This window comes from Pseudomonas entomophila (assembly GCF_013523165.1).
GTDB classification, from domain to species: domain Bacteria; phylum Pseudomonadota; class Gammaproteobacteria; order Pseudomonadales; family Pseudomonadaceae; genus Aquipseudomonas; species Aquipseudomonas entomophila_A.
In genome coordinates, this window is record NZ_JAAMQI010000004.1 from 232,394 (window position 1) to 245,574 (window position 13,181).

At 65.8% G+C, this 13,181-nt stretch carries 15 protein-coding genes; 1 reads left to right on the forward strand and 14 read right to left on the reverse strand.

Annotated features, from left to right (window positions below):
- Window positions 1-674: 674 nt before the first annotated feature.
- The 9 genes from G7Z99_RS05015 to ubiE all read right to left on the reverse strand — a co-directional run bounded on the left by G7Z99_RS05015 (window position 675) and on the right by ubiE (window position 6,686).
- Window positions 675-1,382, reverse strand: coding sequence for a 16S rRNA (uracil(1498)-N(3))-methyltransferase (locus G7Z99_RS05015; protein WP_181092484.1), 708 nt, complete (start codon window positions 1,380-1,382; stop codon window positions 675-677).
- On the reverse strand, window positions 1,379-2,167 hold the full coding sequence (gene tatC, locus G7Z99_RS05020) for a twin-arginine translocase subunit TatC (protein WP_181092485.1): 789 nt from the start codon (window positions 2,165-2,167) through the stop codon (window positions 1,379-1,381). The genes G7Z99_RS05015 and tatC overlap by 4 nt, the downstream gene beginning before the upstream one ends.
- Window positions 2,164-2,574: a Sec-independent protein translocase protein TatB gene (gene tatB / locus G7Z99_RS05025; RefSeq protein ID WP_181092486.1), complete on the reverse strand. Its 411-nt coding sequence runs from the start codon at window positions 2,572-2,574 to the stop codon at window positions 2,164-2,166. The genes tatC and tatB overlap by 4 nt, the downstream gene beginning before the upstream one ends.
- 3 nt (window positions 2,575-2,577) lie before the next feature.
- Complete coding sequence (locus G7Z99_RS05030) at window positions 2,578-2,859, reverse strand: twin-arginine translocase TatA/TatE family subunit (protein WP_181092487.1); 282 nt, start codon at window positions 2,857-2,859, stop codon at window positions 2,578-2,580.
- A gap of 24 nt (window positions 2,860-2,883) precedes the next feature.
- Window positions 2,884-3,219, reverse strand: a complete 336-nt coding sequence (locus G7Z99_RS05035; protein ID WP_181092488.1) for a phosphoribosyl-ATP diphosphatase — start codon at window positions 3,217-3,219, stop codon at window positions 2,884-2,886.
- A 1-nt stretch (window position 3,220) separates the two neighbouring features.
- Window positions 3,221-3,613: a phosphoribosyl-AMP cyclohydrolase gene (gene hisI, locus G7Z99_RS05040; protein WP_181092489.1), complete on the reverse strand. Its 393-nt coding sequence runs from the start codon at window positions 3,611-3,613 to the stop codon at window positions 3,221-3,223.
- Between the two features lie 72 nt (window positions 3,614-3,685).
- Window positions 3,686-5,296, reverse strand: coding sequence for a ubiquinone biosynthesis regulatory protein kinase UbiB (ubiB, locus tag G7Z99_RS05045; RefSeq protein ID WP_181092490.1), 1,611 nt, complete (start codon window positions 5,294-5,296; stop codon window positions 3,686-3,688).
- Window positions 5,293-5,916: a ubiquinone biosynthesis accessory factor UbiJ gene (locus G7Z99_RS05050; RefSeq protein WP_181092491.1), complete on the reverse strand. Its 624-nt coding sequence runs from the start codon at window positions 5,914-5,916 to the stop codon at window positions 5,293-5,295. The genes ubiB and G7Z99_RS05050 overlap by 4 nt, the downstream gene beginning before the upstream one ends.
- Window positions 5,916-6,686: a bifunctional demethylmenaquinone methyltransferase/2-methoxy-6-polyprenyl-1,4-benzoquinol methylase UbiE gene (gene ubiE / locus G7Z99_RS05055; RefSeq protein ID WP_181092492.1), complete on the reverse strand. Its 771-nt coding sequence runs from the start codon at window positions 6,684-6,686 to the stop codon at window positions 5,916-5,918. The genes G7Z99_RS05050 and ubiE overlap by 1 nt, the downstream gene beginning before the upstream one ends.
- A gap of 124 nt (window positions 6,687-6,810) precedes the next feature.
- Between ubiE and G7Z99_RS05060 the strand changes: the two genes are divergently transcribed.
- Entirely contained in the window at window positions 6,811-7,086 is a 276-nt protein-coding gene (locus tag G7Z99_RS05060) for a polyhydroxyalkanoic acid system family protein (RefSeq protein ID WP_181092493.1), read from the forward strand.
- 234 nt (window positions 7,087-7,320) lie between these two features.
- Here G7Z99_RS05060 and phaZ read toward each other — a convergent pair whose 3' ends face one another.
- From phaZ to hslV, 5 genes are all read right to left on the reverse strand, one after another.
- The gene (phaZ, locus tag G7Z99_RS05065; protein WP_181092494.1) at window positions 7,321-8,163 is read right to left on the reverse strand and encodes a poly(3-hydroxyalkanoate) depolymerase; all 843 of its coding nucleotides are present in this window, start codon (window positions 8,161-8,163) and stop codon (window positions 7,321-7,323) included.
- Window positions 8,164-8,215: 52 nt separating this feature from the next.
- Entirely contained in the window at window positions 8,216-9,886 is a 1,671-nt protein-coding gene (gene phaC, locus G7Z99_RS05070; RefSeq protein WP_181092495.1) for a class II poly(R)-hydroxyalkanoic acid synthase, read from the reverse strand.
- A 102-nt stretch (window positions 9,887-9,988) separates the two neighbouring features.
- Window positions 9,989-10,366: a gamma-butyrobetaine hydroxylase-like domain-containing protein gene (locus tag G7Z99_RS05075; protein WP_181092496.1), complete on the reverse strand. Its 378-nt coding sequence runs from the start codon at window positions 10,364-10,366 to the stop codon at window positions 9,989-9,991.
- Between the two features lie 200 nt (window positions 10,367-10,566).
- Complete coding sequence (hslU, locus tag G7Z99_RS05080; RefSeq protein ID WP_181092497.1) at window positions 10,567-11,913, reverse strand: ATP-dependent protease ATPase subunit HslU; 1,347 nt, start codon at window positions 11,911-11,913, stop codon at window positions 10,567-10,569.
- A gap of 76 nt (window positions 11,914-11,989) precedes the next feature.
- Entirely contained in the window at window positions 11,990-12,520 is a 531-nt protein-coding gene (hslV, locus tag G7Z99_RS05085) for an ATP-dependent protease subunit HslV (protein ID WP_060395222.1), read from the reverse strand.
- Between the last annotated feature and the right edge of the window lie 661 nt (window positions 12,521-13,181).

Genomic DNA, 13,181 nt, shown 5'->3' on the forward strand with positions numbered 1-13,181 from the left:
TCTCATGAAACATAAAATAACTTGTTGATTTAAAATAAGTTGATTACAGGATCTTGTGGGCCCTGCGGGCCCAATCGCGGCACAGGGGCCGCTCCCACATGGGACCGCGATTGCCTGTGCCACTGCGGCGGCTGTAGGAGCGGCCCCTGTGCCGCGATGGACCGCAAAGCGGTCCCAAAAATCGATCAGTGACACAGCATCTGAGCACTGCCAGCTATCGCCATGTTCTCTGCGCGACAGCGCGGCGCCAAGGCGGCGGGCGAACTCCCACATTTTGGCTTGCACTGCTGATCTGCCAGACCGGCGCAATCCCTCTGTGGGAAGCTGGCTTGCCAGCGATAGCGTCTCCCACATGGGACCGCGATTGCCTGTGCCACTGCGGCGGCTGTAGGAGCGGCCCCTGTGCCGCGATGGACCGCAAAGCGGTCCCAAAAATCGATCAGTGACACAGCATCTGAGCACTGCCAGCTATCGCCATGTTCTCTGCGCGACAGCGCGGCGCCAAGGCGGCGGGCGAACTCCCACATTTTGGCTCGCACTGCTGATCTGCCAGACCGGCGCAATCCCTCTGTGGGAAGCTGGCTTGCCAGCGATAGCGTCTGTGCAGCGGCGCCAGGTCGGCAGGTCTGGGCGATGCGGCAAGGCTAACAATGCCATCGCGGGCAAGCCCCACATCAGAACAACCGCGACACCAACGCCGTCACCGCCGTTTCGACCCGCAGGATGCGATCGCCCAGCTGCACCGGCGCAAGCCCTGCCTTGGCCAGCAGGTCCACCTCGTAGGGGATCCATCCGCCCTCCGGCCCGATGGCCAGCGTCACAGGCCCCTCGACCCCACGCGGGCAGGCGGGGTAGGGGCCTGGGTGGCCCACCAGGCCCTGGGTGCCCTCCACCAGCGCCGGCAGCCGGTCCTCGACGAAAGGCTTGAAGCGCTTCTCGATGATCACCTCCGGCAACACCGTGTCCCGCGCCTGTTCCAGGCCCAGCACCAGGTTCTCGTGGATCGCCTCGGGCGTCAGGAACGGGGTCTGCCAGAAACTCTTCTCGACCCGGTAGCTGTTCACCAGCACCAGGCGGGCCACCCCCAGCGTTGCGACCGTCTGGAAGATCCGGCGCAGCATCTTCGGGCGCGGCACGGCCAGGACCAGGGTCAGCGGCAGCTTCGGCGGCGGAGGTTGGGTGAGGTCCACCACCAGTTCGGCTTCCTGCGGTGCCAGACGGGTCACGGTCGCGCTGCCCATCGATCCGCCGAGCACACCGACGCGCAGACTGTCGCCGATGGCCACACGGTGGATGTCCTGCATGTGGGTCAGGCGGCGGCCGCCCAGGACCACCCGATCGGCCGCGATGAAGTCGGCGGCCTCGAGCAACAGCAGGTTCATGGCTGGGCCGCAGGCGGTTGATCGTCAGGGTGTTCGGCCGCGTCGCGCTCGGCACTGCGCTTGCGCACCAGGCCGCCGAACAGCACGCCGATCTCGAACAGCAACCACATCGGTACTGCCAGCAGGGTCTGCGAGAAGATGTCGGGCGGCGTGAGGACCATCCCGACCACGAAGCACCCGATGATCACGTAGGGGCGGATCTTGCGCAGGTAACTCACCTCGACCACCCCGATCCACACCAGCAGCACCACCGCCACCGGGATCTCGAACGCGACGCCGAAGGCGAAGAACAGCGTCATGACGAAGTCCAGGTAGCTGGCGATGTCCGTCATCATCGACACGCCCTCCGGGGTCGCGGCGGCGAAGAAGCCGAAGATCAGCGGAAACACCAGGAAGTAGGCGAAGGCCATGCCGGCGTAGAACAACACGATGCTCGACAGCAGCAGGGGGATCGCGATGCGCTTTTCATGACGGTACAGGCCCGGCGCGATGAACCCCCAGACCTGCTGGAGAATGAACGGGATCGCCAGGAACAACGACACCGTCATGGTCAGCTTGAAGGGGGTCAGGAACGGCGAGGCCACGTCGGTGGCGATCATCGTCGCGTTGGGCGGCAGGTGCTCGCGCAAGGGTGCGGACACCAAGGTGTAGATCTGCTGGGCGAAGGAGAACAGCCCGGCGAAGATCAGGAAGATGGCGGCGACGCAACGCAGCAGGCGCGTGCGCAGTTCGGTCAGGTGCGACACCAGCGGCATCGGCTGGTCGTGTTCCGGCAATTCGCTCATGGGGCTTTGGGCGTCTGGGGCGGTGAGGTCGGGTCGGAAGGCGAACTGGCAGGGGGCGCGGTCTCGGCCGGCTGTTCAACGGTCGGCGCAGGCACGGGCGCGCTGGGCGGCACGTGCTGCCCTGGCGCCTGGACGCTCGCAGAAGGTGCCGCTGCGGAGCCTTTCGGGTTGAGGATCCGACGGGCTTCCTGCTCCAGCGACACGATGTGCTCGTTGTGCAACTGGCGACGGATGTCGTCAGCGCCGATCTCCCGCTCCACTTCCTGACGGATGCTGTTGAAGCTGCGCTTGAGTCGACCGATCCACAGCCCGGCGGTGCGGGCAGCACCTGGCAGGCGCTCGGGCCCTAGCACCAGCAAGGCGACCAGGCTGACGAGCAGAAGCTCGCTGAAACTGATGCCGAACATCGGTCAGTCGTTCCGGGGTGGCGTTTGCACGGGGCGTGCCTGGCCGTCGATCGTCGTCGGCGGTGGCGTCACCGAGGCGGTGTCGTGCGAGGGCATCGGCTGAGCAGGGGCCACGGGCGGCGGCGTCGGCTCGACCGGTTTGGTTTCCTCGTCGCTCATGGCCTTGCGGAACCCCTTGATGGACTCGCCCAGATCGCCACCGAAGTTCTTCAGCTTCTTGGTGCCGAAGACCAGGACCACGACGATCAGCAGGACGATCCAGTGTTTCCAGTCGAAAATACCCATGACGGTTTACCTCGAGTTCGTGAGTCAGGCGGAAGGCTGACGGGCCGCTTTTTCGACGTGCCCGGACAAGCCGAAACGGCGCTCCAGCTCGTCCAGTACCGCCTGGGGGTGCTGGCCGAGTGCGCTGAGCATGATCAGGCTATGGAACCACAGGTCGGCGGTCTCGTAGATGACGTCGCTGCAGTCCTGGCTGATGGCAGCGTCCTTGGCGGCGAGAATGGTCTCGATCGATTCTTCGCCGACCTTCTCCAAAATCTTGTTCAGCCCCTTGTGGTACAGGCTGGAAACGTAGGAGCTGTCGGGCGCGGCATGCTTGCGCGCTTCGAGCACCTCGGCGAGGCGCGTGAGGGTATCGCTCATGTCAGTGTCCTGCGTGGTAGATGGCATCCGGGTCCTTGAGGACCGGATCGACGGTGACCCACTGGCCGTTCTCGAACACACGGTAGAAGCAGCTTTCGCGTCCGGTGTGACAGGCGATATGGCCGACTTGTTCGACCCGCAGGATGATCACGTCGGCATCGCAGTCCAGGCGCATCTCGTGCAGTTTCTGCACATGGCCGGAGTCCTCGCCCTTGCGCCACAGTTTGCCGCGCGAGCGCGACCAGTAGATGGCGCGCTGTTCGGCGGCGGTCAGCGCCAGCGCTTCGCGGTTCATCCAGGCCATCATCAGCACGCGCCCGGTCTCGTGGTCCTGCGCGATGGCCGGTACCAGGCCATCGGCGTTCCAGGTGATCTCGTCCAGCCAGTCTTTCATCGTTCACTCCAGCACCGGGCCCGCTCCTGTACCGGGCCCTGGCGCTAGTGTGCCAGCCAGCGCCGGGCCTGGCTATCGGCGCACGATCAGATAGAGCCCGCTGGAGAGCATCAGCCAGGCAGGCCAGGTGGCCGGGTCGCTGAAACTGGCCGCGCCCAGCATCAGCGTGACGCCGCCGCCCAGCAGGCCGGCACCCAGCAGGCGCAGTGGCCAGCGGTCCTCGTCGCGCCGCTGACGGGGCAGCTTCGGGTCCTTCAGGTGCGGTTGCGACAGGCGCTCGAGCAGGTCGCGGGTCATGTCGGCCAGGTGCGGCAACTGCTCGGCCTGGCTCTGCAGGTTGCCCAGCACGGCCTTGGGGCTGTAGCGCTCGCGCATCCAGCGTTCCAGGTAGGGCTTGGCGGTGCTCCACAGGTCCAGCTCCGGGTACAACTGACGCCCCAGGCCTTCGATGTTGAGCAGCGTTTTCTGCAGCAGCACCAGTTGCGGCTGGACCTCCATATTGAAGCGGCGCGCCGTCTGGAATAGCCGCATCAGCACCTGGCCGAACGAGATGTCCTTGAGCGGTTTCTCGAAGATCGGCTCACAGACGGTGCGGATCGCCGCCTCGAACTCGTTGAGCTTGGTCTGCGCCGGCACCCAGCCGGAGTCGATGTGCAGCTGCGCGACCCGACGATAGTCGCGCTTGAAGAAGGCGAACAGGTTGCGCGCCAGGTAATCCTGGTCCTCCGGGGTCAGGCTGCCGACGATTCCGCAGTCGATGGCGATGTACTTGGGCGCCCAGGGCTTGACCGTACTGACGAAGATGTTGCCGGGGTGCATGTCGGCGTGGAAGAAGCTGTCGCGGAACACCTGGGCGAAGAAGATCTCGACGCCGCGCTCTGCCAGCAGCTTCATGTCGGTGCGCTGGTCGGCCAGGGTCGCCAGGTCGGTGACCGGCACGCCATAGATGCGCTCCATCACCAGCACTTTCGGTCGGCAGAAGTCCCAGTACACCTGGGGCACATACATCAGGTCCGACCCTTCGAAGTTGCGCCGCAGCTGACTGGCGTTGGCCGCCTCGCGCAGCAGGTCGAGCTCGTCGTAGATGGTCTTTTCGTAGTCGCCCACCACCTCGACCGGGTGCAGGCGCCGGGCGTCGACCGAGACGCGCTCGGCGCCCTTGGCGATCAGCAGCAGCCAGGCCAGGTCCTGGGCGATGATCGGACGCAGGCCCGGACGCACCACCTTGACCACCACCTCTTCGCCGCTCTTGAGCCGCGCGGCGTGCACTTGGGCGACCGAGGCCGAGGCCAGAGGCTCGACGTCGAAACGGCTGAACACCTCGCCGACCGTGGCGCCCAGTTGCGCCTCGATCAATGCCACGGCCTTCTGTGGGTCGAAGGGCGGTACGCGGTCCTGCAGCAGCATCAGTTCATCGGCGACGTCCGCCGGCAGCAGGTCGCGCCGGGTGGACAGCAACTGGCCGAACTTGATGAAGATCGGCCCGAGGTCCTGCAGGGCCATGCGCAGGCGGGCACCCCGGCTGATCGGCGAAGGCTTGCGCGGCCACCAGCGCCACGGCATGAACAACCGAAGGCTGCGCAGCCACCAGGGCAGCGGCAGGTCGAACAGCACGTCATCGAGGCGGTAGCGGATCACTACGCGCTGGATGCGGAACAGGCGGCGGACGGCAAGCAGCTTCATGCGTTATCGCTGGCATCAAGGGATCGGGCAAGGCGCGCCAGGCGCGCCTCGAGGCGTTCGAGGTCGACTTTCAGGTGATCGAGTTCGCGGAAGGCGGCTTCCGCTTCGCGCTGGCCGACCAGCGTGCGCGACTCCTCGGCCAGGTATTCGGCGAGGTTCTGACCGAACCGCGCCAGGCCATCCTGGGTCCAGCGGGCGCGTTGGCGTACGTGGCCGGCCAGCAGGGCGGTCGGGACCGGCCCCAACCAGCGCGCCAGCTCGTGCTCCCAGTCCAGCTCCAGGTCCTGCAGCACGCCGAACAGCTCGAGCAGCGGGCCGGTATCGCCCAGCAGCTCGACCTCGGGGCTGTGCAGGACACGGGTCTTGTCCCTGGACAGGGCCAGGCGGGCCAGGCTGCTGGCCGGGGCGCGCAGGGTGCAGTCCACCGCACCCTCCCAATGGCCGGCCAGCATCAGGCCGTCTTCGTCGGGCAGCAGGAACAGCTGCAAGGCCGGCTGACGACAGTCGATGGCGATCACCTTGCCCTCCAGGCCGGCCAGGCGCGGCAATGCCGTGCTGTCCAGGCGCAGGACACGGTTCAGGCCATGCTCGACGCTGGCGATGAGGCCGGCCAGCAGCATCAGGGCTTGATCCCGCGGTGCAGGGCGACGATACCACTGGTCATGTTGTGGTAGGTGACCCGGTCAAAGCCGGCGCTGACCATCATCGACTTCAGGGTTTCCTGGTCCGGGTGCATGCGGATCGATTCGGCCAGGTAGCGGTAGCTTTCCGAGTCGTTGGTGATCAGCTTGCCCGCCAGAGGCATGAAGGCGAAGGAGTAGGCATCGTACGCCTTGGACATCAGCGCATTGGTCGGCTTGGAGAACTCCAGCACCAGCAGGCGCCCGCCTGGCTTGAGCACGCGCAGCATCGAGCGCAGGGCGTCTTCCTTGTGGGTCACGTTGCGCAGGCCGAAGGCGATGGTCACGCAATCGAAGTGATTGTCCGGGAACGGCAGCTTCTCGGCGTCGGCCTGGACGAACTCGATGTTGCCTGCCACGCCGCGGTCGAGCAGGCGATCGCGGCCCACCTTGAGCATCGAGGCGTTGATGTCGGCCAGCACCACCTGGCCGGTCGGCCCGACCAGGCGCGAGAACTTGGCCGCCAGGTCACCCGTGCCCCCGGCGATGTCCAGCACGCGATTACCGGTGCGCACACCCGACAGCTCGAGGGTGAACCGCTTCCACAGCCGGTGCATGCCGCCGGAGAGCACGTCGTTCATCAGGTCGTACTTGGCCGCGACCGAATGGAAGACCTCGGCGACCTTGGCCGCCTTCTGGCTTTCCGGGACGTTCTTGTAGCCGAAATGCGTGGTGGGTTCGGCGTGGCCGCCTTTGCGCTGGTCGTTCATATCGCTTCACCGGGAAAAAATTACCGCCATTCTAGGGCGAACGGCCGGATTTGTCTTGACGGGGTGTGTTGCCCGAGGGGCACGGGCATAATATCGATACTGTCTTACACCCAGGATTCAATGAATGACCCAGATCAGCGTGGAACGTCCCCATCACCTCGGCCGTGAAGCCGCGCGCGCCAAAGCCGAAGCCTTGGTCGACAAGCTGTCCGGCAAGTACGACCTCAAGGCCGACTGGCAGGGCGATCGCGTCGACATCTCGCGCAGCGGCGCCAATGGCAGCGTGTTCATCGGCGACGACAGCATCCGCATCGACCTCAAGCTCGGTATGATGCTGTCGATGATGAGCGGCACCATCCAGGGCGAGATCGAGCGGGCGCTGGACAAAGCGCTGGCCTGACACCGCAAGCGCTGGTGACGTCGCTTGTGAAAGCAGGCTGGCCTGTGACGCAGGCGCTGGCTGTACCGGCCCAATCGCCGGCAAGCCGGCTCCCACACCCGTATGAGCCATGCCGCAGGTGTACAGCTTGGTAGCCATGCCATAGGTGTATAGCTTGCCACGGACTTTGTGGGAGCGGGCTTGCCCGCGATGCAGGCGCTGCGGATCGTGCTCTGTCGCGGATGAAGCAGCCCTCTAGACGGGCCTGGGGTGCACCACCGCAGGCTGACGCTCCTGTTGCAGAAAGCCCATCACAATCGGTGCGATGGTCTCGGCGCGGGTGATGAGGAACAGGTGCCCATCGTCGATGACGTGCAGCTTTGCATGGGGGATCCGCCAGGCCAGCAGGCGCATGTTGACCAGCGGAATCAGCGGGTCGTCGTCGCCTGCCAGCACCAGCGTCGGCTGACGCAGCCTGTGCAGCCACGGCAGGCTGCTCCATCCCAGCGCCGCGAACAGCTGCCAGTAATACCCCGTCCTGTCGCCTGCCCGGACTTTCGCCGCGTGTTCGAGCGCCAGGGCCGGGTCGCGCCGCAGGCTGCCGCCATAGATCAGCCCGGCCAGTCGCACCGTTTCGGCAGGGTCCGTGTAACGGCGCGGACTGGCCATCGCCCAGAGCACGCGCGGCTCGGCCGGCACCATGGGCGTGCCGGCGGCGGTCGCGGCCAGCACCAGCTTGCGGCAGCGGTGCGGGTAGTCGCGGGCGAACTGCTGGGCCAGGCCGCCGCCCCAGGACACGCCGATCACGTTGACCTGCGCATACCCCAGTGCATCGAGCAGGTGCGCGCTCAGCCGTGCCAGGCCACTGAAGCGGTAAGGGCGGGACGGCGTCGACGAGCCACCGACCCCCGGTGCGTCGAAGGCGATGACTTCGAGCGCAGGGTCCAGGGCTTCGATGAAGGGGAAGACCAGCTCCAGATTGGCGCCGATGCCGTTGAAGATCAGCAGCGGGGTCAGGTGCGACTGCCCAGGTCGCACGACGGTGCGCAAGGATTGACCGTCCACGTGTACGGTCCTGAAGACATACGGCTGCGACATGGCGCGTTCCTGTCGAGGTGAGGGGCTCCGGGCCCGTGAAGCGGTCATCGGCTCAGCGGTCATGGACGTAGGTACCGGGTGCGGCAGCGTTCGGGGCATGGCGCGCATCGCCCAGCTGCTCGGGCGCGGGTTTCAGGGGGCCGGCGCGTCCTTCCAGCCAGGCGCGCCAGTGGGTCCACCAGGAGTCGGCATGGCGTGTCGCCTTGCCCTCCCAGGCGTGCGGGTCATCGACACTGGCCACACCGGCCTGGAAACGTGCCTTGGGGTTGCCAGGGGGGTTGAGAATGCTCTGCACGTGGCCGCTGTTGGACAGCACGAACTCGACCTGGCCGCCGAACAGACGTGCCGAGCGGTAGCAGGCCTGCCAGGGCGTGATGTGGTCGGTCGTGGCCCCCAGGCAGTAGACGTCCGCATGCACGCGAGCGAGATCGATCGGGGTACCGCAGACTTCCAGTGCATTGGCACGGGGCAGCGGGTTGTGGCGGTACAGGTCGATCAGGTCGCCGTGAAAGGCCGCCGGCAGGCGTGTGGTGTCGTTGTTCCAGAACAGGATGTCGAACGGAGGCGGTGCCAGGCCCAACAGGTAGTTGTTGACCCAGTAGGGCCAGACCAGGTCATTGGGGCGCATCCAGGCGAACAGGCGGGCCAGGTCCTTGCCTTCCAGCACGCCGGCCTGGTAGGAACGCTGGCGCGCCTCGTCCAGCGTGCGGTCGTTGGTGAACAGCGCCAGCGGGCTGTCCAGCGTGGCGTCGAGCACGCTGACCAGCAGCGTCAGGCTGTGCAGCGCAGATTGGCCGAGCGCAGCGTAGTGGCCAGCCAGCGCGGCACAGGTGATCCCGCCCGAGCAGGCGCCCAGGACGTTCACATCGGGGCTGCCCGTGATGGCCCGCAAGGCGTCGATCGCCTCCCGGAGGGCTTCGACGTAGGTGGACAACCCCCACTCGCGCTGATCCGGCGTCGGGTTGCGCCAGCTGATCATGAAGGTCTGCTGAGCGGCCGACAGGCTGAAGCGCACCAGGCTCTTGTCCGGTGTCAGGTCGAACACATAGAAACGGTTGATCTGCGGTGGCACGATCAACAGAGGCCGCGCGTGCACCTGGTCCGTGAGCGGGCGGTACTGGATCAGCTCGAGCACGTCGTTGCGGTAGACCACCGCGCCCGCACTGGTGGCCACGTCCTGGCCCACCCTGAACGCGTTCGGGTCGATCTGACGCGGCATGCCGCCATTGTCCAGCCAGTCCCTGGCCAGGTTGGCCAGGCCAGCGACGGCACTCTGGCCACCGGTTTCGAGCAGGCGCTTGAGCGCGACGGGGTTGGCGGGCGAGTTGGTCGGCGCCAGGGCTTCGGTGAGCTGGTGGATGACGAAATGGCCGCGACGGATGTCGTCAGGCGACAGTGCGCTGTGTTCGACCCAGTCGTGCAGTTCGTCACGCCAGGCCATGTAGGCTTGCAAACTGCGACGGTAGAGCGGGTTCTGGGCCCAGGTCGGGTCGACGAAACGTCGGTCGCCGTGGGCCGGCTCCAGAGGGGAGGTGCCTGTCAGCACGTCCCTGAGCCGCTCGCCCAGCCGGTAGGCATGCCGGGCACTGTGCAACGGGTGACGCAATGCGTGCTGCGCGAGGGTGCGGGCGCTCGTCAGCAGGTCCTGGCCCTGCAAGCCCGTGAGGGGATTCAAGCCGTCGGCGCTACGGGCCGGCCGCTCGCCGGAAGGGGTGCGACGCATCGATGAGGCTTCCTTGTGCTCGAGCGAAGGGTCGTGGCGCATCGGACTGCGCCTGGGCATAGGGACGGACTGTCGTGACCCTACTCCTCATTCAAGCACAACTCACAGCATCAGCTTGACCACCGACTCGGACGGATCGCGCGAACGCCCGGCCTTGCGCAGCTCGTCCAGGTAGTCCAGCCACAGCGCCTCCTGCCGCAGGCACAGCTGCTCCAGGTACTCCCAGGTGAACAGGCCGCTGTCGTGCCCATCGTCGAAGGTCAGCTTGAGCGCATACCGGCCGGCCGGTTCGACGCCGGTCAGCCCGACACCCAGCTTGCCGACTTGCAGGATCGGCTTGCCATGGCCCTGCACTTCGGCCGATGGCGAGTGCACCCGCAGAAACTCGGCCGGCAGGTGATACACCTCGTCAGGCCCGTAGGTCAGGATCAGCGTCTTGGTGGCCTTGTTCAGGTTGATCGCGCTGGGCAATCTGGGCATGGCGGCAGTCTCGATGGGCGCTTGGGGGTTACAAAGCTACAAGCCATGAGCGGCAAGCGGCAAGCGGTCCGTGGCGACCGTGCGTGAAGGGTCCGTCTTGGGAGGAGGGCGGGCGCCGAGGCCGCTGGAAAGCGTGAAGAAAGAAAAAAGCTCCAAGCCGACTCGGTCAGCTTGGAGCTTGGTGCCTGCTACGTGAACCCTTAGAGGATATAACGGGACAGGTCTTCGTTCTGCGCCAGCTCACCGAGGTGGCCGTTGACGTAGTCGGCGTCGATACGCAGCGGGGCTTCGTCGTGGCCGCTGGCCATGTCGCCCGCGCTGAAGGACACCTCTTCCAGCAGACGCTCGAGCAGGGTGTGCAGGCGACGGGCACCGATGTTCTCGGTTTTCTCGTTGACCTGGTAGGCGATCTCGGCCAGGCGCTTGATGCCGTCGGCCGCGAACTCGATGTTCAGGCCTTCGGTCTTGAGCAGCTCGCGGTACTGTTCGGTCAGCGAGGCATGCGGCTCTTGCAGGATGCGCTCGAAGTCCTCGGGGGTCAGTGCCTTGAGTTCGACGCGGATCGGCAGGCGGCCCTGCAGTTCCGGCACCAGGTCGCTCGGCTTGCTCAGGTGGAACGCGCCGGAGGCGATGAACAGGATGTGGTCGGTCTTGACCATGCCCAGCTTGGTGTTGACGGTGCAGCCTTCGATCAGCGGCAGCAGGTCGCGCTGTACGCCTTCACGGGAAACGTCGGCGCCCCCGACATTGCCGCGCTTGGCGACCTTGTCGATCTCGTCGATGAACACGATACCGTGCTGCTCGACCGCTTCCAGGGCATTGGCCTTGAGTTCTTCCTCGTTGACCAGACGGCCGGCCTCTTCGTCGCGCACCATCTTCAGCGCTTCCTTGACCTTGAGCTTGCGCGATTTGCGCTTGCCCTTGCCCATGTTGGCGAACAGGCTCTGCAGCTGGTTGGTCATCTCTTCCATGCCAGGCGGCGCGGCGATTTCGACGCCTGCGTTCTCGGCCACTTCGATCTCGATTTCCTTGTCGTCCAGCTGGCCTTCGCGCAGGCGCTTGCGGAACAGCTGACGCGTGTTGGAATCGCTGCTGCTTGGCGCGGCTTCCTCGGCGAAGCTGCTGGCCGTACGTGCCTGAGGCAACAGAGCATCGAGGATGCGCTCCTCGGCGGCATCTTCGGCGCGGTGGCGCACGCGGATGATTTCCTGCTCGCGCAGCAGCTTCAGCGCGGCATCGGCCAGGTCGCGGATGATCGACTCGACGTCACGGCCGACATAGCCGACTTCGGTGAACTTGGTCGCTTCGACCTTGATGAACGGCGCGTTGGCCAGCTTGGCCAGGCGGCGGGCGATTTCGGTCTTGCCGACGCCGGTCGGGCCGATCATCAGGATGTTCTTCGGCGTCACTTCGGCGCGCAGCTCGACCGGCAGCTGCATGCGCCGCCAGCGGTTGCGCAGCGCGATGGCCACGGCGCGCTTGGCGTCGTCCTGGCCGATGATGTGACGGTTGAGTTCGTGGACGATCTCGCGGGGGGTCATGGACATGGTGATGTGGGTCCTCGGGCGACGTGATTCAGCGTGGAAAAGCCCGGCCACCGGGGCCGGGCGCCAGAACAGCTGATCACTCGGCCAGGTCCTGCTCCTCGATGGTCAGGTTGTGGTTGGTGAACACGCAGATGTCACCGGCGATGTTCAACGCCGTCTCGGCGATCTCGCGCGCCGACAGCTCGGTCTTGTTCAGCAGGGCACGCGCGGCGGCCTGGGCGAAGGCGCCACCGGAGCCCATGGCGATCAGGCCATCTTCCGGCTCGACCACGTCACCATTGCCGGTGATGATCAGCGAGGCGTCCTTGTTGGCGACTGCCAGCATGGCTTCCAGGCGGCTCAGGGAACGGTCGGTGCGCCATTCCTTGGCCAGCTCGACGGCAGCGCGGACCAGGTGGCCCTGGTGCTTTTCCAACTGCCCCTCGAAGCGCTCGAACAGGGTGAAGGCATCGGCGGTCGCGCCCGCGAAACCGGCGATGACCTGGCCGTGGTAGAGACGGCGGACTTTCTTCGCGTTGCCCTTCATGACGGTATTGCCGAGGGAAACCTGGCCGTCGCCAGCCATGACGACTTTGCCGTGGCGGCGGACTGAAACGATGGTAGTCAAGGGAGAGTCTCCACGCAGCGGGGCGAAAATGCCTGTTGCAGACTCATATGGGGGAAGGGGGGAGGGATTTCAACCCGAGGGGATGGGAGGGAGGTGACGAGTGGTGAGTGGGCCAAAAGCCGCGCACTGCACGCTGCAAGCGGAGAGGTGACTAACCCTGCACGCCGGGCCGTGAGAACGGCGTGGCTGGCGTGTAGGCCCTGCGTGCCCAATCGCGGCCGGTCCGGCATCCCGGCAGGGGCCGCTCACCCGTAGTCACACCGCGATGAAGCAGAACATTGCGGTCCATGTGGGAGATTCAATGGTTTCTACCAAGTGTGATGTGGGCCCTGTGGGCCCAATCGCGGCACAGGGGCCGCTCCTACACCCGTAGCCGCACCACGGCATCGCAGGCAATCGAGGTCCCATGTGGGAGATTCTATGGTTTCTACGAAGTGTGATGTGGGCCCTGTAGGCTCGATCGCGGCACAGGGACCGCTCCCGTAGCCGCACTACGGCATCGCAGGCAATCGCGGTCCCCTGTGGGAGCGGCCCTGAACTGGTCAAGTAATTTTGGACACCGATTAAGGTTTATGCCGCCGCTTTGAGCTTTTCCTCCATGGCTACGGGAGTTTCGTAGCCGTTGTAGCTGTGGAGGCGCTTGAGGTTATACCGCACCAAG